General features: G+C 59.1%; 22 protein-coding genes. 4 read left to right on the top strand and 18 right to left on the bottom strand.

The features are described from left to right. Positions 1 to 30: 30 nt before the first annotated feature. The 8 genes from Q362_RS0101765 to trbG are packed head-to-tail and all read right to left on the bottom strand — an operon-like array spanning position 31 to position 8,053. Positions 31 to 1,125, bottom strand: a complete 1,095-nt coding sequence (locus tag Q362_RS0101765) for a type II secretion system F family protein (protein ID WP_028317274.1) — start codon at positions 1,123 to 1,125, stop codon at positions 31 to 33. Then, on the bottom strand, positions 1,118 to 2,677 hold the full coding sequence (locus tag Q362_RS18640; protein ID WP_084312161.1) for a GspE/PulE family protein: 1,560 nt from the start codon (positions 2,675 to 2,677) through the stop codon (positions 1,118 to 1,120). The genes Q362_RS0101765 and Q362_RS18640 overlap by 8 nt, the downstream gene beginning before the upstream one ends. Further along, entirely contained in the window at positions 2,664 to 3,821 is a 1,158-nt protein-coding gene (gene pilO2, locus Q362_RS0101755; RefSeq protein WP_028317273.1) for a type 4b pilus protein PilO2, read from the bottom strand. The genes Q362_RS18640 and pilO2 overlap by 14 nt, the downstream gene beginning before the upstream one ends. Further along, positions 3,821 to 4,321 (bottom strand): type IV pilus biogenesis protein PilP, encoded by a 501-nt coding sequence (pilP, locus tag Q362_RS0101750; RefSeq protein WP_028317272.1) that lies wholly within the window; start codon positions 4,319 to 4,321, stop codon positions 3,821 to 3,823. Before pilP ends, pilO2 begins: the two co-directional genes overlap by 1 nt. A gap of 1 nt (position 4,322) precedes the next feature. Further along, positions 4,323 to 5,966 carry a secretin N-terminal domain-containing protein gene (locus Q362_RS0101745; RefSeq protein ID WP_028317271.1) on the bottom strand — a complete coding sequence of 548 codons (1,644 nt, stop codon included), beginning with the start codon at positions 5,964 to 5,966 and terminating at the stop codon, positions 4,323 to 4,325. 13 nt (positions 5,967 to 5,979) lie between these two features. Next, complete coding sequence (locus tag Q362_RS22635; protein ID WP_169737347.1) at positions 5,980 to 6,732, bottom strand: toxin co-regulated pilus biosynthesis Q family protein; 753 nt, start codon at positions 6,730 to 6,732, stop codon at positions 5,980 to 5,982. After that, positions 6,729 to 7,172, bottom strand: a complete 444-nt coding sequence (locus Q362_RS0101730; RefSeq protein WP_028317269.1) for a hypothetical protein — start codon at positions 7,170 to 7,172, stop codon at positions 6,729 to 6,731. Before Q362_RS0101730 ends, Q362_RS22635 begins: the two co-directional genes overlap by 4 nt. Beyond that, on the bottom strand, positions 7,172 to 8,053 hold the full coding sequence (gene trbG / locus Q362_RS0101725; RefSeq protein ID WP_028317268.1) for a P-type conjugative transfer protein TrbG: 882 nt from the start codon (positions 8,051 to 8,053) through the stop codon (positions 7,172 to 7,174). The genes Q362_RS0101730 and trbG overlap by 1 nt, the downstream gene beginning before the upstream one ends. A 52-nt stretch (positions 8,054 to 8,105) precedes the next feature. Between trbG and Q362_RS0101720 the strand changes: the two genes are divergently transcribed. Together Q362_RS0101720 and Q362_RS0101715 are read left to right on the top strand one after the other, a co-directional pair. Then, on the top strand, positions 8,106 to 8,405 hold the full coding sequence (locus tag Q362_RS0101720) for a type II toxin-antitoxin system RelE family toxin (RefSeq protein ID WP_028317267.1): 300 nt from the start codon (positions 8,106 to 8,108) through the stop codon (positions 8,403 to 8,405). Next, positions 8,398 to 8,733 (top strand): helix-turn-helix transcriptional regulator, encoded by a 336-nt coding sequence (locus tag Q362_RS0101715; RefSeq protein WP_051553464.1) that lies wholly within the window; start codon positions 8,398 to 8,400, stop codon positions 8,731 to 8,733. Before Q362_RS0101720 ends, Q362_RS0101715 begins: the two co-directional genes overlap by 8 nt. Positions 8,734 to 8,748: 15 nt before the next feature. On the opposite strand, the gene Q362_RS0101710 is transcribed toward Q362_RS0101715, so the two are convergent. Beyond that, positions 8,749 to 9,453, bottom strand: a complete 705-nt coding sequence (locus Q362_RS0101710) for a VirB8/TrbF family protein (protein WP_028317265.1) — start codon at positions 9,451 to 9,453, stop codon at positions 8,749 to 8,751. 45 nt (positions 9,454 to 9,498) lie between these two features. Continuing rightward, the gene (gene trbL, locus Q362_RS0101705; RefSeq protein WP_084312155.1) at positions 9,499 to 10,677 is read right to left on the bottom strand and encodes a P-type conjugative transfer protein TrbL; all 1,179 of its coding nucleotides are present in this window, start codon (positions 10,675 to 10,677) and stop codon (positions 9,499 to 9,501) included. Between trbL and Q362_RS0101700 the strand changes: the two genes are divergently transcribed. After that, complete coding sequence (locus Q362_RS0101700; RefSeq protein WP_028317263.1) at positions 10,676 to 10,888, top strand: hypothetical protein; 213 nt, start codon at positions 10,676 to 10,678, stop codon at positions 10,886 to 10,888. The two genes, trbL and Q362_RS0101700, sit on opposite strands and share 2 nt — an antisense overlap. A 4-nt stretch (positions 10,889 to 10,892) precedes the next feature. Here Q362_RS0101700 and Q362_RS21845 read toward each other — a convergent pair whose 3' ends face one another. Continuing rightward, positions 10,893 to 11,681 carry a TrbJ/VirB5 family protein gene (locus Q362_RS21845; RefSeq protein WP_051553462.1) on the bottom strand — a complete coding sequence of 263 codons (789 nt, stop codon included), beginning with the start codon at positions 11,679 to 11,681 and terminating at the stop codon, positions 10,893 to 10,895. A gap of 104 nt (positions 11,682 to 11,785) precedes the next feature. Here Q362_RS21845 and Q362_RS24955 point away from each other — a divergent pair, with 104 nt between their 5' ends. Further along, on the top strand, positions 11,786 to 12,142 hold the full coding sequence (locus tag Q362_RS24955; protein WP_425389233.1) for a plasmid fertility inhibition factor family protein: 357 nt from the start codon (positions 11,786 to 11,788) through the stop codon (positions 12,140 to 12,142). On the opposite strand, the gene Q362_RS0101690 is transcribed toward Q362_RS24955, so the two are convergent. Genes Q362_RS0101690 through Q362_RS18625 form a run of 7 tightly spaced genes read right to left on the bottom strand, consistent with a single transcriptional unit; the run spans position 12,030 to position 17,660 of the window. Further along, positions 12,030 to 12,887, bottom strand: a complete 858-nt coding sequence (locus tag Q362_RS0101690) for a hypothetical protein (RefSeq protein WP_028317262.1) — start codon at positions 12,885 to 12,887, stop codon at positions 12,030 to 12,032. The two genes, Q362_RS24955 and Q362_RS0101690, sit on opposite strands and share 113 nt — an antisense overlap. After that, positions 12,877 to 15,405, bottom strand: a complete 2,529-nt coding sequence (locus Q362_RS18630; protein WP_084312153.1) for a VirB4 family type IV secretion/conjugal transfer ATPase — start codon at positions 15,403 to 15,405, stop codon at positions 12,877 to 12,879. Before Q362_RS18630 ends, Q362_RS0101690 begins: the two co-directional genes overlap by 11 nt. After that, positions 15,399 to 15,692 (bottom strand): conjugal transfer protein TrbD, encoded by a 294-nt coding sequence (gene trbD / locus Q362_RS0101680; protein WP_028317261.1) that lies wholly within the window; start codon positions 15,690 to 15,692, stop codon positions 15,399 to 15,401. The genes Q362_RS18630 and trbD overlap by 7 nt, the downstream gene beginning before the upstream one ends. A 1-nt stretch (position 15,693) precedes the next feature. After that, positions 15,694 to 16,020: a TrbC/VirB2 family type IV secretion system protein gene (locus Q362_RS0101675; protein WP_035215247.1), complete on the bottom strand. Its 327-nt coding sequence runs from the start codon at positions 16,018 to 16,020 to the stop codon at positions 15,694 to 15,696. Next, a complete protein-coding gene (gene trbB, locus Q362_RS0101670; RefSeq protein ID WP_028317259.1) occupies positions 16,013 to 16,957 on the bottom strand; it encodes a P-type conjugative transfer ATPase TrbB in 945 nt (314 codons plus the stop codon). Before trbB ends, Q362_RS0101675 begins: the two co-directional genes overlap by 8 nt. Then, positions 16,954 to 17,241 (bottom strand): hypothetical protein, encoded by a 288-nt coding sequence (locus tag Q362_RS0101665; RefSeq protein WP_028317258.1) that lies wholly within the window; start codon positions 17,239 to 17,241, stop codon positions 16,954 to 16,956. Before Q362_RS0101665 ends, trbB begins: the two co-directional genes overlap by 4 nt. Next, complete coding sequence (locus Q362_RS18625; RefSeq protein ID WP_035215245.1) at positions 17,238 to 17,660, bottom strand: hypothetical protein; 423 nt, start codon at positions 17,658 to 17,660, stop codon at positions 17,238 to 17,240. The genes Q362_RS0101665 and Q362_RS18625 overlap by 4 nt, the downstream gene beginning before the upstream one ends. Positions 17,661 to 17,846: the final 186 nt, after the last annotated feature.

The raw sequence follows: 17,846 nt of genomic DNA, 5'->3' as shown, positions 1-17,846 counted from the left end.
TTGCTCCTTTTTGGATTGATTGAATGCCTGTTAGACTGAAATCGAACCGAGTTGGACAGACATGGAATTAATTGCCATCATCAGCATGCCGATAACGGCATACATCAGAACTTCCATGACAATGCCGTATGCCTTGATTCGGGCTTGCGTAATTCGCTGCATTTCATCGGCCCATTGCATTGTCAGCTTTGTAATTCGTTCGTAAAAATCAGCAAATCCGGCTATTGAAGCTATATCGTCAACCATATCCGGATTGGGAAAACCAAAGGGCGGCTGTCCACCTCTGCCCTTTGACATCAGCGCGACCGGCAAGGAGCTGCCGTTATTCATGTGCCACCATAAAAAATGCAGCCGCTCCTTGAGCCACGGCGTGGCCGTGGGCATTTGCCGATACAGTATTTCCGTGTCGGGCATGCCGGCGCGGAGGAGCGCCACAAAGCTCATCAGCCAGCGATACCCCTGGACATCGCGGTAAAACGAATACGGAAAGACGCGCTCCGCCATGATGCGCCAGCGGCCTGTCCACAGGGTCATGGATCTGATCACCGCGCCCACGATCAACGCGACAACTGCGGCCGGCAGAATCGCCCACAAACTGTTCGCCAGGTCGCCGGCTACGTACAGGCCATAAATCAGGCCACTGGCCTTGTATTTCGGCAATGCCTGCTGCAATGCCGGCGACACGTACCGGCCGATGGCCCAAACGGTGAAGTACACGGCGAGCAGATAGAAAACCGGGGTGACCATCGCGGCCTTGAGTGCACGATTCACGGCCTCGATTCTGCGAGTTGATTCAATGATCAACTCCAGGGATTGCGGCAGATTGCCGGCCAACTCGCCGCCGGCAATCAGGCTCGCCTCGTCTTGCGGCACCCACGCCCCGAGGGCGGAGGCCAGGCTTGCGCCGTCACGCATCCGCCGGGCAACTGAACCGACAATGCCGGCGCTGCTCTTTCTCTTGTTTCGCAGCAATCTTGCCCGAAACGCATCAAGCGCGGCCTCGATGGTGACACCGTTGCTGATCTGTGCGGACAAATGCCGGTACAAGGCTTCGCGGACCGGCCAGGAGAACGCCAGGCGGTCCATCGCCTCCACAAATTGTTTCGACAGCCGGAGGTTAAACATGGGCGTCCCTCGGCTCGATAATGTCCACGCAATCCTCGACATCCCGAGGGTCTACCGCACCGGCCAACACATGCCCAATCGCGGCTTCCAGCATGGAAGGGTCAGCGTCGGGCCGGGCGTGGTAATTGTTGCGGGCGATCTCGGAGCCCTCTGTCACGAAGTCGCGCATGATTGCGCCGTCCATGACCACGATTTCCGCCACCGCAAAGCGTTCGACCGATCCTTCCTTACCGCATCGAGGGCACCCTTCTTTGCTTCTCATGCGGACCCGGCCGAGATCGCCCCAGGTGGCCAGGGCCGCCACCATGGCCGCCGGCAACACGTCGGGAGCATCCTGAAGCCGCACGCTGCAATCCTGGCAAAGCCTGGGCAACAGGCGTTGCGCGACAACGCCGCGAATGATTTTATGGTCACAGAACACGCGCCGGGCGAGCCTGGTCCCATCCATCAGCTCCAGCCGATCCACGAACAGAAAGGGATCAGTCACGTGCATGGTGGTCCAGACCTGATGACCGGTGACAGCCGCCTCCAGGGCCGACACCGCCACGTCAGGCCCGCGCAGCTCGCCGATCAGGATGATGTTGGGGGCCATGCGGAGAGCGACTCGCAAGCGGTCACTGAACGCCGCGCCGGTCTCGGCATCGTTGCGGGCTCCGGTGACCGCCATTTGCACCGCCCATTCCATCGGATACTCAACCGGGTCCTCGACCGTCACCAGCCGACGGCCGGGTTTTGTGCGGGCGATCTCGCGCAGCGCTTCGTACATGGTTGTGGTTTTGCCCGAGCCGGTCGGGCCGGTGAAAATCACCGCGCCGTTGGGGGCATTCATCATGTACCGCAGCTTCTCGACCTGTTTTGGGGTGTATCCCATGGCCTCGACCCGAAACTCCCCCTTGGGCCGGCGCGGCACCACCAAGGGCCGCAATGCTGGATCGGTGGGGGGCACAGCCGAGTATTGCAGGCGCAGCGTCATGAAGGCGCCGTCTTGCGCCTGCGGGTAACACGGCCCCCGGATGATACGAATGGAGGTCACGCCGCATTCCGGCGGCAGGGCGGCGCCGGATATTTGAGCATTCTGGAAATCGGGAGTGTTGTAGCTGGCCTCGCGGGTCTGAGCGATGCCTTGATAGATGGCCCTGGCCAAAGCCGCTCCTTCCCTGTGCTGCCGGCGCATCAAAACGCGCAAGCCGCCCTTGACCACGATCTGGATTTCCGCGAAGGTGCCCCGCATCAGGAAATGAATATCGGATGCGCCGTAAGCTGCGGCCTGCTGGATAATCTCCAACGCCTCGCCTCGGACAAGCATGTTCGTTTCCGTGTCCGCCTCAGCGGCAGGCCGTAACCCTGACGCCCGCATTTTGGAAACTTCATCCACATCCGTGGGCACAATCTTTACCACCACGCCTTTAGCCCGGTTGCGCGATTGCCACGAAAGCAGAAGCGGATTGCCGGCGGCTCTTTTGTCTACAAAGACCGAACTTTCTTCGTGATCGAAGGCGATCACATCCCTGAGCGATTCGGGAATTGGTAAAATCTCTTTAGCGGCTCCCATACAATATGCCCTCCAGATGCCAGCCCGAGGCGGTAGACGTAAGCGCGGACCAGCGCAAGCCAGGTATCTCGAAATTCATGCCAAATGGCGATACAGGGAGATCAAGCGTGACCATGGATTGAGGTGGCGGCAGTGGAACATCAGAATTTGTGGGCTGCGCGCCCGGCAAGGGCGCTGGCGGATCGTTGACAACCAGGGTAAAGCCGACCGCTTGCGCCCAGGCTTGCAGCCGGAGCTTGGCGTCCGCAAGCTGGATTGCATCCTCTTTCCCTATTTTCTCAAGGGCCAGAGGAACGACTTGATCCACGGCATCGCCGTTGGACGACACGATGCCCGCAGGACGATACGACACCACGGCGCCTGGTGATCGCAGCCAATGCACGTCCACGGCATCGGCGCGGCACGCCACCTTGTCAAGCGACCAGCCGTTTTCCGAAAGAGGCAAGCCGGAGATTACCTTGCCACAGGCCGCCAACCAGGCGTTGGGCATGGGGAGTGTCAAGAGTGGCGACACCGGGGCGGCCGTCTGTACTTTTGCCTTGGCGAGCGCCAAGGCTCGTTGTCGGTTCACCGCTTGCCAATGCTGCCAACCGAGATAGCCGCCGATGCCGGCGCAGGCCAACAACGCGGCCAACGCCAACGGCACAACAGGGAGAGGGCTGCCGTGTAGGGCGCGGACCGGCGACGGCTTGATCCACGGTGAGTTTTTGATGGTGGTCAGCAGATCGGAAATATCGCCCTCGACATATTCCCAATCGGTATAGCCGGAATGCCGATCCCTGGCGGCGCGAATCTCGTCCTCGCCGCCGATCACATCGCCGTCGGGTAAGATGGCATGCCCATCGCGGACGGCGATATACCACCACAGCCCTTCTTTGACGCGAAAGATGCCTAGCCACGGCTGCCGGCGGGAATCCGCGACCATTGCCGCCAGGCTGTATAGCTTGATTGGCTTGGTTCCCACCACCGGTTCGCAGAATCCGGCCTGGATGGCATCCTCGCCCAAGCGGACGCATGCCCAGGACGCATGCAGCCGCTCGGCGTCCTCAAGCAGGTCTTTTTTTGTCGGCGCGGTCTCGAACGAGGTCCATTGCATCCCGGCCAGATACCGCCGCTTGCCCAGCTCCACGATTTGAGCACCCATCAGCGGCCTCCAAACGGCTGGAGCCGGGGAGCAGTAGTCTGGTTCCCGGCTTCACCGGCAAACGGCAGGCTGACCAGGCCGCTCTTTCCGACCACGAGCACTTCGTGAGCGGAAATGGACTTTACAACCCCGGTATCCGGAATGCGGGTGCCGATCCGGGCCGCGATACTTCCACCACCGGGCAAGGTAATCAGAGCCGTTAAGGCTCCGCCGACGCCTGAAACCATTTGAACCTGGGGCGGCCGTGCCGGTTCGACAGAGGCCGGGGAAGAGGCCGAAGGCATCGATGACGGGGAAAAGTCGCCGGTGGCCACCGGCGCGGATGCTTCGCTTCTTGCGTCCAGATTTTCAATCTTGCTTTGGATTTCCTTGTTTTTCAAAGTCTCGGACAAAATTGCGTTCTGAGAACGCAGGGAGTCTAACTGCTCGTACAGCGAAGATTCGGCATGTGCCGTCCCTGCCAAGGCGATCAGGATTGATGTGGCTATCGTTTTTTTCATCTCAGACCACCTTTGCGGTAATGACAATTGCGATCATCTGCTTGCCGGCGGTGCTGTCGATTCCGCCGCCGAGGCCCCAGAAACTCGGGGTGCCCACACCATTTTGCGAGGTGTTGCCGTTATCTTTGGTGAACCCGGTCAAGAGCACCGAGTCGCCGGGGGTCAGGCTGACGGCCTGCTGGAACGTGGACACGTCCACGTTTGGTGTCTGGATGCTCGACCCACCGCTTTCGACGCTGCCCATGCTGTTCAGCGTGCTGCTGGTCAGGTTCATCGCCAGCATGATCTTGCCACCGACGATCCGGGGCAAAAACATCGCGGTAAAGCCGGTCGTCAAGGTGCCTGGAGTGAGCGACGGCGGCACGGTTGCCCCGCCGGTGCCGGTATAGGTGACCGGCGCGGTCGTGGAAGCCAGATAACCGAGCTGGTTTGCCACCTGGATCGGTGCCGGCTGACCGTTGAGCGTGACCACGGTTTGCCGCAGCGTTTCGGTGACCTCGCCAAGCGATGACAGGGCGGCAACGGCCACTTGCGATCCGCTCCATTTTGCGGCCCTGCCCGTGGCGTTTTCCAAGACGCTGGCGGTAAAGTTCAGTGGGTTGGTATTTGAAACCGCAGCCGGCACATCGGGACCGGCCAGCGTAAAACCGTATTTAGGGGCAAGATCGTTGAAAATAACGGACGGGTTCCAACTGTAATTGTCTTCATTCGTCACCTTTACGTTGTAGACGTGGATGGTGATCGCTACCTGTTGGCTCAGGTTGTCGGCCAGGCTCTTCGTCCACTCCTCCACGCTGCGCACTTGTGCAGGCGTGCCCGTCACCGAGATGCTGCCGACCGAGGCGTTCACCACGATCTGCGCACCGCCGCTGATTGATTTTGCGGTTTTTTCCAGGTCCGCCCACACATCCACGGTATAAGTGCTGGTGCTGGTGGCACCGCCGGAGGATGTCATGCTGCCGGTCGAGCCGGTACCGCTCGTGCTGCTGACGCTGTTGCTGCTGCTGCCGGTGTTGCCGGTAGTGGCGCTGATTTGGCTATTTCCTGTCGAAGCGCGGGCAATGGCCGGCAAATAAAAAGTCTTGGTTTCGGTGGCGCGAAACACCAAGCGTCCGTCGGTCATTTTCCACCACATGCCCGACTGGTTGGCCGCGACATCGAGCAGACCCGACAGCGGTCCCTCGTAATTGATGGTGAGCGAACGGGCCGGATTGCTGCTTACGGTCGTAGGGCTGCCGCTGCCGCCCATCGTAGCCGGCAGCGGCGGCATGACCGTGGGCACCGGGCCGGTGGGTGCATTCGCCTGGCTCGCGGTACTGCTGCTTTGTTGGGCATCGATGGTATCCACCACCAGGCCCGTCTCCTGCCTGATCCAGGCGGCGACATCGGCAAGCGAAACCGGCTTGGTCGAATGATAGGTGACGTGCCGGCCAAGGACCGGCGACGGCGGCGGGGCGACCTGCACTTGTGCGCCGAGCAGATAGGCGCTTTGCGTGCTCGTGACCACTGGCGCGGTCTGCGCCGCTTTGGCCTCGGCCGATTCAATATCGCCCAGGGCGTTCCGCTTGAGGCCGGCGGCCTGTTTCGTTGTGGCGCAACTCGTCAGCAGGAGCGCGGCGACCATGACGACAATAATTTTTTTCATAAATCCCTCTCGCTTACTGCGCGGAGTCACCGGGACCGGTGACCACGAGCGTGTTGTTGCCTTCGTAAAATTGTCCACGAATCAGTGCCCCATTGGAGGCCAGGGTTTGCAGTACCTCGGTGGCCACACTGCGAAAATCGCCGTGAAAGGTTGATTGCGCCGGCACCGACCAGTCCTTGGTCAGGTTCCAGACCACTTTCCAGCCAGCGCGATCACCCCATAGCTGCAACCCGTGCCCCACGGTTTCGCCTGCTTTCAGTGTCCATGCCGGGGCCGGCGACGGTGGTGGAGCTGGAGGACTGGATGACCGATCCGCCGTCTCTTGTTCCTTGGCCTTGGTTGTCGGCGCCGGGGGCCGTTCTTTTGCCGAAATCGGGGCGGCAGCAGTCTCCCTTGCTGGCAATGCAGTTTTTGACGCGGCCGGTTTCGGGGGAGCAGGCGGCTGGCCTTTCGCGGGCTTTTCCGCCACCGCAGTCTTCTGTGCCGTGCCGGCTTTCTTGGCGGCCTTTCCCTTGCCATGGGCCGGCTTGACGGGTTTCTCTTCCTGCACTGCCGGCGGCGAAGGCAGATCAAAAGCATCCAGGTCTTTCTGCTGCACTTCCGGAGCGGCGGGCAGATCGTCTAAAGCGACGCAATTCAATTCGTCGGAATTGGCTGTACAACTGCCGAGCGGGGCGCTGGGGTCGCCCCCAAAGGAGGGCGCGGCGATTCCAACGCCGCATGAAATGACAAAAACGGCCACTGATCTTTGATATTGTTTTTTCACCAAACCCCTCCAGTCGTTGAAAATGCCGCTTCAGCCTGGCCGGCGGCAGTATAGGAACGCATCATCTTTCGTTTGCCGCTGTCGTCCGCAAACTGGAGCCGCAACATCAACGAACCATCCGTCTTGTGGCGATCCAGGACATAAGACACCTGGAGTCCCGCTGGAGCTGTGCCGGGGGCAGATGGGACGATACTGAACCCCCGTGCCCGGAGGTGTTGTTCAAAGGCCGCCGAGAAGCTGTCGCTTCCGGCGACTAGCAGCCGGATGGACGTTTTCCCCGGCGGGTACAACGCAACAACTGCGGATGTGGCATCGGTGGCGATAGATTCCGCTGCCGTGCCCACTTGCAGGGCCTCGCCGTTGACAAAGCTGCCTTTGTCTCGATGAGCGCAGCCGGCCAGCAGGGCCACGCCCAGCAGCGTAGCGATCATCTGCTTCATCAATTGGCCCTCCTGATCTCGACTGATTCCTGGCTATCTCCCACACCGGCGATCAGGGAGAGGTCCTTGAATATGCCGTCAACCGTCATAGCCATGGTCGAGGGGTCCACTCGGTAATTGACTAATACGGACTCACCGCCCTTGCGGACATGCACGACCGGCATTTCCCCGGCCCGAACACCGGACGGAAGTTGGATGTACGTTTTCAGGCCGTCATCGTAGACCCGTTCCGGCCGCCAACTCGGCCGATCCCCTGAGAGGTCGTAGCGAAAATTCAGCTTCGCGAGATCGACCTGACGGCCGCCGGCGTCGGTGGTGGTGCGCCATTCCTTTTCTTTGGCGTCCTGCTGGCTCTTTTGCTCGGCCTGGCGTCGGATTGTCTCCGAATAGACAAAGCCGATATAGGGCATGTGCCCTGTCTTCTGGCTGATGAGCCGCAGATGGTAGGCGCGTCTATCCGTGGTAATGACCGCGCTGGTTTCCAGGCCGGCGTCCACCGGCTTGATGAACAGATGCGGCGTGGAATCTCCGGCCAGGCCCGATTCCACCATCCATCGCGAGGAATCGCCGACCACGATTTCATTGATCTTCTCGCCCGGCTCCAGCTCCACGTCGCATACCTGGAACGGCGCGGCGATGATTGACGGCGTGCTGGCTCCGTGGACATAGACCAGCTTGCCGCCGCTGGCGACATAGGGCGCGGTGGTACCGCCGCCCTTGTTCGCCAGTTGCAACGCTTCGCGCTGCTGAGGCGAGAGCTGAACGGGCATCGGGTTGAGCATCGTATCCGGATTCACAGCCACCGGGCTCCCTCCGGGCGCGGCGGCCATGACCGGCGACCCCAAGGCAAGAAAAATTACTGTGCATAATGTCTTTCTCATGCATTCCTCCTTTTTACCTTGAAAAAATACCTAAATCTGGTATTGTATTTTTATGGATACCTGGACCGTCAAATTCACGAGCAAGGCCCGTAAACAGAAAGACAAGCTCCCCGCAGATATTGCGGCGGCCCTGTACACCCTGCGCCGCGAGCTGGAGGCCGGTGGCCCGGAACGCGGCCACTGGCCGCATTACGGCAGGATTGTCGGCAAAAAAGACGTTCATCATTGCCATTTGAATAAAGGCAAGCCCCGGTATGTGGCCGTCTGGAAGGTCATTGATAGAACTATTCAACTGATAGAGGTGCGTTATGTTGGCACACACGAGAATGCGGACTACCGGCGAATTGACTGAAATATCCTTCACCGTGCCGACCTCGGAAGCCGTCCGCCTGCGCAAGGCCATCGACTCCGTACTGGAGTTGGCTACGTTTTCCCGGCCCCTGAATGAGCACGGCGAAGAACTGTACAGCGCGGAAGAAGTTTTCCCGGAGGCACACCCCGGCACGGCCCTACGCGGCCTCCGCACGCGGGAAGGTCTTACCCAGAAGGCACTTGCCGAACGCATCGGTATCCGCCAGCACCATGTCGCCGAGATGGAAAAAGGCAAACGCAACATCACCGTGGACATGGCAAAGCGCATCGGAGAAGAGTTCAACATCTCGTACAAGGTCTTCCTGTAGTCAGTCATACCCTGGTTACCTGCTGATGACTTTTGACGCGGCCAGGTCCGTGATGTAGACCCCGCCGGGATTGACCATGATGACCTTCTCCGATTCCGGTGGCATCAACTGGATAGCCATGGTGGCCTCGTAGGATTGCTGTTCCAGCAGCGCTCCCGCGTGACTCCGAACGGTCTCCGTCCATTCCACGCGGTAAGACGTATCGCTCACCGGCAGCGGCAAGCCCTTGATTTCCACATGAATCAGCCGGCCGGACTTGGCGATTTCATAGGGGTTGTTGCTCTCAAACCATTGTTTCAGGACGCCCTTGGCTCCGCCGGCAACCACGTTGCCCAGGCGGCCGATCATTTGCCGCTGCAACTCGGTGTCGGCCGTCACGGTGCGCCAGTTGGTGATCATCTCCGAGATCGTCGCCTGGATCAGGTTGCGCGGGACCGCTGCCCTCTGTTCAAGGCGGGTCACATTGTTGATTCGGCCGAGCTTGTCGATCTCGACCAGGTAGGGGGCGATACTGCTTTGTCTGGCCTGCATGATGTTGCCAGCCAATGATATGCCCAGCAGCGCCAGGCCGGAAAAGGCCACGACCCGCCACTGTGCTGCCCGGCTGATGTAGTTGCCGTACCGTTCCAGCCATTCCTCCCTGGCAGCCAGGTATGGGTTGGAGACGGCCGGCGGCCGGTCATTATGGCCGGATGCTCGTTTTGATTTCAAAAAAGTCATTCCATTCACCTGTTTTCTTGGAAATTCTGTGGTTTTCCGCTAAACTTAATCCTGTGGGTCCACTTTCGGGGTCTCTTGTTGGGGCGGCGCAGGCGCATTCGTTGCCCTGGAGACATCCCGTTGGTCTTTGAGGATGGAGTTCATGCGCTGGCCGGTCGAGCCCCAGGCATTTTGTTGCCGCCGGGCCGCGCTGTACGCGCCGCCCAGGTTTTTGAGAGTTTCGCCGCCGCGTGCCCAGCCGGTTTTGCCGCCGGAGCCCTGCGGGCCGGCAACATCCATCGCGGCCTTGATCGAAGCCAGGCCACGCCCGGTGGAGACAGCACCGCCGACCGCGCCACCTACAGCGCCGCCGACGCCGGCGGCCACCGCACTGCCGGCAGCGCCGAGGCCCTGGCCGCCGCCATGGTGCGAGCCGGTGATGATGCCGGCGCAGACTTCGGGTATCTTGTCGATGAGGACGAGGAGGATCACCGCACTGCCGATGACGACAATCAGTTCCTCGTAAGTGGCGGCAGAGGTTGCCCTAAAGCTAAGAACGAAGGACATGCCGACGCCCAGAACCAACTGCATGACAAACAGTTTGAAAGCCACGGCCAAGGCATAGCGCATGGTGTTGATGGCGTATTCTTTGAGCAGGCCAGAGCCGCCAAAGCCCAACAGCAACACAGCCGCATTCATGGCAATGTAGGCCTCGCATTTGACGAGTAAGATACGTGCTGTTATCAGCGCGAAGCAGGTCATAATCACGACGGCGGCAATCAGGTATCCAAGGCTTTTTATTGGATCCCACCTGCTGGTTTTTTCGAGAATGTTAGCAGCGATTTCGAAGCCGGTTTTGAATGGCGACAGGGTGAGGTCTTCGCCGCTGAGAGTCGTGGCTATCCCTTTCAAGCCATTAATGATATTGCCGGTCCATTCCTGGTAATGGGTAATGACCGCCAGGCAGAAACCGGCGAAAAGCAGCACGAAGATGAATTGCTTGATGGTGTCGCCGATTTCCTGGCGACCGAGCGCGGCGCGGATTCCGAGTAGGGCCACGTCCAGGATCAGGCACCACTTGAACAAGCCTTGGGCGTACTGTTCCAGGACAGCCCCATAACTTCTCGAAACTGTATAAAATTGGTTAGCAAGCCGAGTAACTACATCTTTATCCACCGCTGCCTGGCATTCTGGAGCCAGTAGCGCCATAAAAAGACAGCACAACAAAAAGGAGCGTTTCAACATGAAAAAATTCCTCTCATTTCTTTGTTTACTTGGAGTCCTCGGCCTGGTGGCCGCCTGCGACAACAACAAGACCGAGGCCCCACAATCTCAAGTCACCGCAAATCAGCCTCAACAAACCAAGACCAAAGAACAGATTGAGGCTGAACAGCGAGGGGCCTTTAGTACCGAAATGTTGAGAAAGCCCGACAATTTGGACAAACCATTGCCCTGATAAATCACGGGAGCGGATCGTCCAGATGGTCCGATGCACGCAGGATGGTTGTCTGCATGGCCTCCCGCCACTGCTCCCGCTCCAACTGATCCTCCTTCTCCGCCTTCATCTGAGCGGCCAGCGCCGATTGGGTGCTGGTGGCAACCAACTCCCGCAGCTCCCGCTGCTCTTGCAATTGTAGGGCTGCGAGTTGGTTGCCGGCCTGCATGGCCTTCATCTGCCCGTCCGGGCTATCCAGTAGACTCTGCACATAGGAGTCGAGCTGGCCGGCGTTCGCCAGGTCATCGAGCTGGCGGCCGGTGAGCTGGTAGGTCGACAGGCTCGCTTCATCCACGGCCGCCGACCATTTGTCTTGATGTTCCCGGTATTGCTGGTTGGCCGCGTCGATCTCTTCCGCTGACGAAGCGGCCGTCAGGTTTGAGAAAGTCGACTGCGCAGGAAAGAGGTTGTTGAAGACCTGAGCGAGGGCTGTGTAGTCGCCGCGCTGGGTCCGGAGCTGATTGGTCAGATTGGCGAGCTGCGTCATTTGCCCGGCAAGTTCGCCGCGCATTGCCTGCGGCAATTGCATCGTGTTCTGGATCGCATGCTGGACCAGGCTGATCTGCTGGGCGGTCTGCGTGATTGCCTCGGTGTACTGGTTCGTCAGCGTGGTCAACTGTGAGAGATTGGTGACCCGATCCAGGGCTTGCAGCGCGGTTGTGGAGCAGTTAGTGCAATAGACCGTCTCTCCAAAAGAAAAAATGGGGATATTCAGGGTCAGGGAGACAGCGGCAATGATCGGTAGTTTTTTCATGGAGTTCCTCTTTGTTCCATTTCGAAGGAGATATTTCCTTGAGCATTGAAATAATCGAGCTTTACAAAATTCCTGTCCGGCCATACGGTGCACGATACGTCTACATGAGGCTCTACCCGGAACAGAAGGAATCCGGGCACAAAGCTGTTTTCGTCGAAACGGAGCGTTTTTTTGCTATATGGGACAAACACCTTGTAGACGTTAGCCAGCCATTAGTAGCCGACCGCAAACTCCAGTCTGGATGGACAGATTTGTATTTCGCCAAAGGGGCCGATGCGCCTGTTCCTCTGGCGGAAGTCGCCCATATCCGAGACGATTCCCTGCGGCTTAACCATGGCAACACCCGCACTATCTGGCTTCTGGTTCACGGGGCAAAGGTTTTTCCTCTTGCTTGCCCACTTGAATATGTTCCTGAACTCCAACGGTTCGCCGGGGCTCATCAATTACCCCTTGTTGTATGAGGAAGTTCCGCATATTGACCTGTTGTGGCTTGGCTTGATATTGCCGTGACCTTTCCCGAAGCAACCCCTCGGCATGCTCTTGTTTATCGCCTGGCCAGGGGCGGAAGCCGGGGCTCCAGTTTGAATGTTTTTTGTATTGCTCATCCATTTCCAGGGCTTGCCAGACATCCAGAAGGAACCAATCGACCTTCTCCAGTTGGCATTGCACCCATCCTTCCAATGCGTCCGGGTTGGCAAGCAGGGTTTCCAGCATGTACCGGTTTTCATCCAGGCGAATATCCAGCGACCAAAGGCACACTTTCATAACCCTGCGAAAACAACTCTTGAGGCAGGTCGGGTCGGTCATGACGCTGCTACAAAAGTCATTGATTCCCAGGGAACGGGTCTGGCAATCCCAGATTTCCGCCCACGTTTCCGTCCACATAATTTCAGCAGGCCCGTAATTGCGCCCAGGCCAGGGGGTCAGCGGCATTCCATTTTCGCCATAATGCGTATCTTTTCCGGCGCTTGGGAAAGTAGGACGCAAAGCGGAAAGCAGACTTTCAAAGAAAATGTCGTGCTTGGTTATGACATCCTCCATCCAGATAAATTTGCTCCTGGTGTCTGGTCTTTTATAGATTTCACGCATGACATTTCTATTTTCGTTCATCACCTTATGAATACCCTCGCCCCACCTGCCGGAATACAGGCAGACATAGAGCAGATTGTGCAGCGTTCGTTCTATGGCCTGTCTCTCAATATCCATTATCTTTTCCCTCATTCTTGGAGTCCTGATACCATTCATCAGATTCATGGCCTGCCGATCGGAGCGGCGCCGGGTCTGAATTGGTATCAAAAGCAGCTCCGGACACTTGGCCGCGGCCACCGCAAATGGTATCAACCAACCCTCTCTCTTTGAGCCAGACAGCGGGCCATTCCTGGCCGTATTGAGCAGAGAGTTCCTTGATTCTGCTCAGGCTTTCCTTGTCTGAGGCTCCGACAAACGAGAGTGTGCGGGGGCCGAGCGCCAGTTGCACCAAGCGGCGACCCTCGGGCGAGACAACGTAATAGTCACGCTTCGGGGTGGCGTTGGCGATGATCTCCACCTGGCGCTCGTTGAGGCCAAGGTCGAGGTACAAATGATGCTGTTTCTCGCGGGCCGTGAGGTTCGGCAGGTAGATTTTTGTCGGGCAGGATTCGGCAAGCACGTCCACGATGCCCGAGCGTTCCGCGTCGGACAGGCTTTGCGTTGCCAGGACCACCGCGCAGTTCCGCTTTCTAAGGACTTTCAACCATTCCCTGATTTTTTCCCGGAAAACCGGGTTGCCCAGCATGACCCAGGCTTCATCAAGGATCAGCAGGGCCGGCTGACCATTGAGCGACTGCTCGAACCGGTGGAACAGGTAGAGCAGCACCGGCAGCATATTGGCCTCCCCCATCTCCATGAGGGATTCGATTTCAAAGACTGTGAACTGCGAGATTTGCAAGTTATCCGCCTGAGCGTCGAGAAGGCGGCCCATTGCCCCCTGGTTGGTGTAATGGTTCAGCGCTTCCTTCAGATCGCGTGACTGGAGCACATGCCAGAAATCGGTCATCGACCGCATTTCCGGCGGATTGTGCCGCAGGGTAGACAATGCTTGATGGATGTCGTTGCGGTGGCCCGGCAGGACGACGAGCTTTTGCAGCTCCGCACATGTGACGATCCAGTTGGCGGCCCAGGTAAATTCTTCCTCCTTGTCGATGCTTTGCAGGGGAGCGAAGGACAGCGGATCAACGCCGATGTTGAAATGGCTGCCGCCGGCACCGAGGCAGAGCGGCAAGAGGCTTTCGCCCTTGTCGAACGCTGTTATGGATGCGTGCGGGTAGGCTCGAAACTGCGCGGCGAGCAGGCCGAGCAGGGTAGATTTGCCGGCACCCGTCGGCCCGAAAATCAAGGTGTGGCCGAGATCGCCGGCATGGAGGTTGCACCAGAACGGAGTCGAGCCGTCCGTGGCAAGGACCGCCAGCGGCCGGGATCGAGGCGGATAGAACGGACAGGGGGCATACCGGCGGCCGGTCCAGACCGTTGCCAGCGGCAGCAGGTGCGCCAAGTTGAGCGTGTTGACCAGGGGCCGCCGGACATTCGCCCAGCCGTTACCCGGATGCGAGCCCAGCCAAGCCTCCAGGGCGTTGATTGATTCGAGTCGGCAGCCAAAACCGAGCGTCTGGATCAGCCGCCGGAGATCGCGGCTCTGGCTGGTCAGCTCGTCTTCATCCTCGTGCATCAGGACGATGCACTGCGAGAGGTAGCCGACACCGACCAAGCCACTCTGCACTGCCAGGAAAGCCTCCTCGGCATCGTCTCGCATCATTGCCGCGTCGCGGTTGATTCGGGCGCTGGCGTTGTTGAGAAACTTGTCGATGAAACGAAACATTTGTTGTTGCCAGCCCTTGCGGTACATATTGATTTCCCGCGTGCCGTCAAGCTGGTCCAAGCAAATGAACCGCGTCGAATAACGATACGGCAAGGATAGGCCATCAAGCGCCGACAGCATGGATGGGTAGGATTCGAGCGGCAGGCCATCCAGGGACAGCACGGCAAGGTGGCGATCACCCAGGCGGAGCCGCAGGCCGGCCGTCAGGTCGACGCCGCCAAGGATAGCATCCAGGTACATCGGGCTAGACGGCACACGCACCGGGTGAAAAATCCCGGTGACGCACCCCTGGAGATGCGACAGCAGGCTGGAGCAGAGCACACCCATTTCTTCCGTCTCCGTCAGGCGCTCCATCCTCACCACCGAGGACAGAATATCCTCCAACTCGGCCAGGGTGCCCTGGAAGTGCTCCAGCGCTTTTTCCATGCCGCCGACGGCGGTGCCGCCGGTCTGGATGGCCTGCGTCATTTTGACAACCTGCAGGGCGGGTTTATAAGTCACCACGAGGATTGTTTGGGTTCGGTAGCACAGGCCGCTGCCGAAATATTCCCGCCGCTCTTCATCGATCAGGCGAGTGACCGGATCGGGGAAGTGTCCGGAGTCTTCCGGCGGATACGCATGATGCGGCAGGCGTACCGCATCGACATGCAGCATCCAGCCGGTGCCGAGCAACCGGATGCCGTTGCTCACCTGCCGGGCCATCCATGCCAGCTCTTCATCCGTCGAGCTGGCTGTATCCGGACCGCTGATTTTCCAGCCCGCGAGGAACGAGCCGTCCTTACCCAGCACCACGCCCGGCGCGATCAGCGCAGCATAGGGCAGCAGGTCCGGCAGGCCCTTGGCCTGGCTGCGATAGTCCTTGATCAGCATCGAAAACCTCCTTGTCGCCGCCAGCGGCTACTGCGGGCCGAATAGAAGTCCTGTTGCCGGATATGCCGCATCCAGATCTTCGACATCTGCGGGTCGGCTTTCGCCATCAGGCGCAGGACAAACACCGCCGAGAGCCAAAACACGGCGGCACTGACAGCCGCAATGCCGGTCATGCCGCCGACGCCCACAAGAAAGGCTATCAGGGCGCTGAACATCACCAGTTCGCGCTCAGCGCCTAACACTAGGCTATGACGGTGCAAGGATTGATGAATGGGCACGGTGTTCATGTCAGATCAGCGCTCCCGAGAAGCTGAACACCGAGTTGACGATACTGGCGGCGAAGGCGATAAAGCTGACCCCAAATACCACCTGGAGCAGCATTCGGAAGCCGCCGCTCATATCGTCCTTGTTTAAGATGAAAATCACGCCGCAGATGCCCATGGCGGCAATGGAAATCCACTTGCCGGCCGGGCCGGTGACGGTGCTGGCGACCTTCTCCAGCGGATCGGAAAATTCCGTGATGCCACCGGCAGCGGCGAGGTCCGGAATTGCCACTACGACGGCGGCAACGATGAAGGACACGAGCAGTTTGTTGGTTTTAAGCGAGTCAAGCATGATAAACAGTCTCCATCCGGTACGATTGAGATTCGGCGTGCCAACCATTGACACGCAATATTTCTGACACCCGGCGACCACCGGGTGCGCGTTCGATGAATATCACCAGGTCGATGCCGTTGCCGATGAGCCGTTGCTTGGGCGCCGGCGTCGCCTCCGCGACCAGCTCTTCCAGTCGGTCCAGTCCTTCGGCCGCACTGTTGGCGTGCACAGTTGCTATGCCGCCAGGGTGGCCGGTGTTCCATGCTTTGAGCAGATCGAGAGCCGCGCCATCTCGGACCTCACCTACGATGATTCGAGTCGGTCGATAGCGCATGGTCACTTTGACCAGGCGGCGCATGTCTACATGATCCGAGGTGTGAAAAAAGACGGTGTTCGGGCTTTTGCTCTGGAGTTCCTCGGTATCCTCCAGGATCAACAGCCGATCATTCGGGCACTGATCCGCAATGACCCGGATGAGTGCATTGACCAGCGTGGTCTTGCCCGAGCCGGTGCCGCCCACCACGAGGATGTTCATCCGGGCTGACACCTGTGCTTCCAGGAACGGGATTATATGGGCCGGGATGATGTCCTGAGCGGCATAGTCGGACAGGCTGAAGACCTTGGATGCCTTCTTGCGGATCGTGAAGCTGGGAGCTTCCACGACCGGGGGCAATAAGCCCTCGAACCGCGAGCCGTCCAGGGGCAGCTCGCCTTCTACGATGGGGTTTTCCGTGGTCACCGTCGTGTCGAGGCCGCTGGCGACGAGAGACAGGATCAACCGGCCTTTCTCGGCCGACATGGTCCCGAGCACTGTCATATCCTGGCCGTGCTTCTCGACCCATACCTGGCCGTCGGGGTTGAGCATGATTTCAACCACGTCCGGATCGTTCAGGGCGCACATGATGCTGGAGCCAAGATTGTGCTCCAGAGCGTTTAGCAGGCGGCTGTCGATCATCGTTCCGGCTCCTGCTTTTGAGCGGGCCGGCCATAATCGCGCCGATAACGACGATGTTCGTCGCAGTTCGCCACCAACCCTGCTGACGCCAAGGTTCCTCGCTCCCACGAGCACGGCCGGCGGCTCCCGGCCGCGACGATTCCCATCATCTCAACGATCAGGGATTCGACGCTTGTCTGTGGGTTCGGGGCTCCGTGTTTCTCATGCAGTTCCACGAGATAGCGTAGCTCCGCCGCCACTTCGGGCGGGAGTTGTATTTCCAAGGTTTCCAGGTCCTTTTTCATCGTGACACCGCCTGCAGGACAAATACAGTTACGTTGACCAGGGCAGAGACGCCGATGATCCCCGCCAACCAGATTGAACTGATCCGGAACTGCTTGTAGGTGGATTGGATGCCCTCGACCGTGGAGGAGGCCAGGCTGGTTTTCAGGTCGTTCGAGACTTGTTCCACGGCCTGGACGTATCCGTCAGTCCGAGCAGACAAGATGCTCGTCAACGCCTGGTTGTGGCGCTGCAACAGTTTGTCCTGCTCGTGCAGGTAGGCATTGAGGAGTGTCACCATCATCATCATGGGGTCATCCGGCGACACTTCGAGTTTGCATTGCAACACCAACAACTCGGCCACCTGGTCATGAGTCAAACCAATCCCGTCAGGCAGGATCGGAGCTGCCGGCGGGTCGAAGGTCTTTTCGTTGTCTTCCATGGGGTCACCACAAAGAAAGTTGCCGGTCGTCACCTGCTGGCTCGACCGTTTGTTTTTTGGAGGACGACCAAGCCACTTGGCCGTTCTCAATCTTCTTCTCGCACTATGGACAAAGGCTTGTCTTCTCAGCTCGGCGCGGCAGGTCTATCAGGTCTATGCCGCAGCCTGCGCAAAGCGGGACGTGTT

It is taken from the genome of Desulfobulbus elongatus DSM 2908, assembly GCF_000621145.1.
GTDB classification, from domain to species: Bacteria; Desulfobacterota; Desulfobulbia; order Desulfobulbales; family Desulfobulbaceae; genus Desulfobulbus; species Desulfobulbus elongatus.
Note: the sequence above shows the minus strand (reverse complement) of the source record. Positions and strands in the feature narration are given on the sequence as shown.

What these genes read in the sequence shown, in the direction of transcription:
- trbL (WP_084312155.1), bottom strand. Translation starts at nt 10,677, where the DNA reads ATGTTGAAACGCTCCTTTTTGTTGTGCTGTCTTTTTATGGCGCTACTG.
- pilO2 (WP_028317273.1), bottom strand. Translation starts at nt 3,821, where the DNA reads ATGGGTGCTCAAATCGTGGAGCTGGGCAAGCGGCGGTATCTGGCCGGG.
- Q362_RS0101720 (WP_028317267.1), top strand. Translation starts at nt 8,106, where the DNA reads ATGGATACCTGGACCGTCAAATTCACGAGCAAGGCCCGTAAACAGAAA.
- Q362_RS18630 (WP_084312153.1), bottom strand. Translation starts at nt 15,405, where the DNA reads ATGCTGATCAAGGACTATCGCAGCCAGGCCAAGGGCCTGCCGGACCTG.
- Q362_RS18625 (WP_035215245.1), bottom strand. Translation starts at nt 17,660, where the DNA reads ATGGAAGACAACGAAAAGACCTTCGACCCGCCGGCAGCTCCGATCCTG.
- trbD (WP_028317261.1), bottom strand. Translation starts at nt 15,692, where the DNA reads ATGAACACCGTGCCCATTCATCAATCCTTGCACCGTCATAGCCTAGTG.
- Q362_RS0101700 (WP_028317263.1), top strand. Translation starts at nt 10,676, where the DNA reads ATGAAAAAATTCCTCTCATTTCTTTGTTTACTTGGAGTCCTCGGCCTG.
- Q362_RS0101690 (WP_028317262.1), bottom strand. Translation starts at nt 12,887, where the DNA reads ATGGATATTGAGAGACAGGCCATAGAACGAACGCTGCACAATCTGCTC.
- Q362_RS21845 (WP_051553462.1), bottom strand. Translation starts at nt 11,681, where the DNA reads ATGAAAAAACTACCGATCATTGCCGCTGTCTCCCTGACCCTGAATATC.
- Q362_RS0101730 (WP_028317269.1), bottom strand. Translation starts at nt 7,172, where the DNA reads ATGAAGCAGATGATCGCTACGCTGCTGGGCGTGGCCCTGCTGGCCGGC.
- trbG (WP_028317268.1), bottom strand. Translation starts at nt 8,053, where the DNA reads ATGAGAAAGACATTATGCACAGTAATTTTTCTTGCCTTGGGGTCGCCG.
- trbB (WP_028317259.1), bottom strand. Translation starts at nt 16,957, where the DNA reads ATGATCGACAGCCGCCTGCTAAACGCTCTGGAGCACAATCTTGGCTCC.
- Q362_RS0101675 (WP_035215247.1), bottom strand. Translation starts at nt 16,020, where the DNA reads ATGCTTGACTCGCTTAAAACCAACAAACTGCTCGTGTCCTTCATCGTT.
- Q362_RS18640 (WP_084312161.1), bottom strand. Translation starts at nt 2,677, where the DNA reads ATGGGAGCCGCTAAAGAGATTTTACCAATTCCCGAATCGCTCAGGGAT.
- Q362_RS0101665 (WP_028317258.1), bottom strand. Translation starts at nt 17,241, where the DNA reads ATGAAAAAGGACCTGGAAACCTTGGAAATACAACTCCCGCCCGAAGTG.
- Q362_RS0101765 (WP_028317274.1), bottom strand. Translation starts at nt 1,125, where the DNA reads ATGTTTAACCTCCGGCTGTCGAAACAATTTGTGGAGGCGATGGACCGC.
- Q362_RS24955 (WP_425389233.1), top strand. Translation starts at nt 11,786, where the DNA reads ATGAGGCTCTACCCGGAACAGAAGGAATCCGGGCACAAAGCTGTTTTC.
- Q362_RS0101710 (WP_028317265.1), bottom strand. Translation starts at nt 9,453, where the DNA reads ATGACTTTTTTGAAATCAAAACGAGCATCCGGCCATAATGACCGGCCG.
- Q362_RS0101745 (WP_028317271.1), bottom strand. Translation starts at nt 5,966, where the DNA reads ATGAAAAAAATTATTGTCGTCATGGTCGCCGCGCTCCTGCTGACGAGT.
- pilP (WP_028317272.1), bottom strand. Translation starts at nt 4,321, where the DNA reads ATGAAAAAAACGATAGCCACATCAATCCTGATCGCCTTGGCAGGGACG.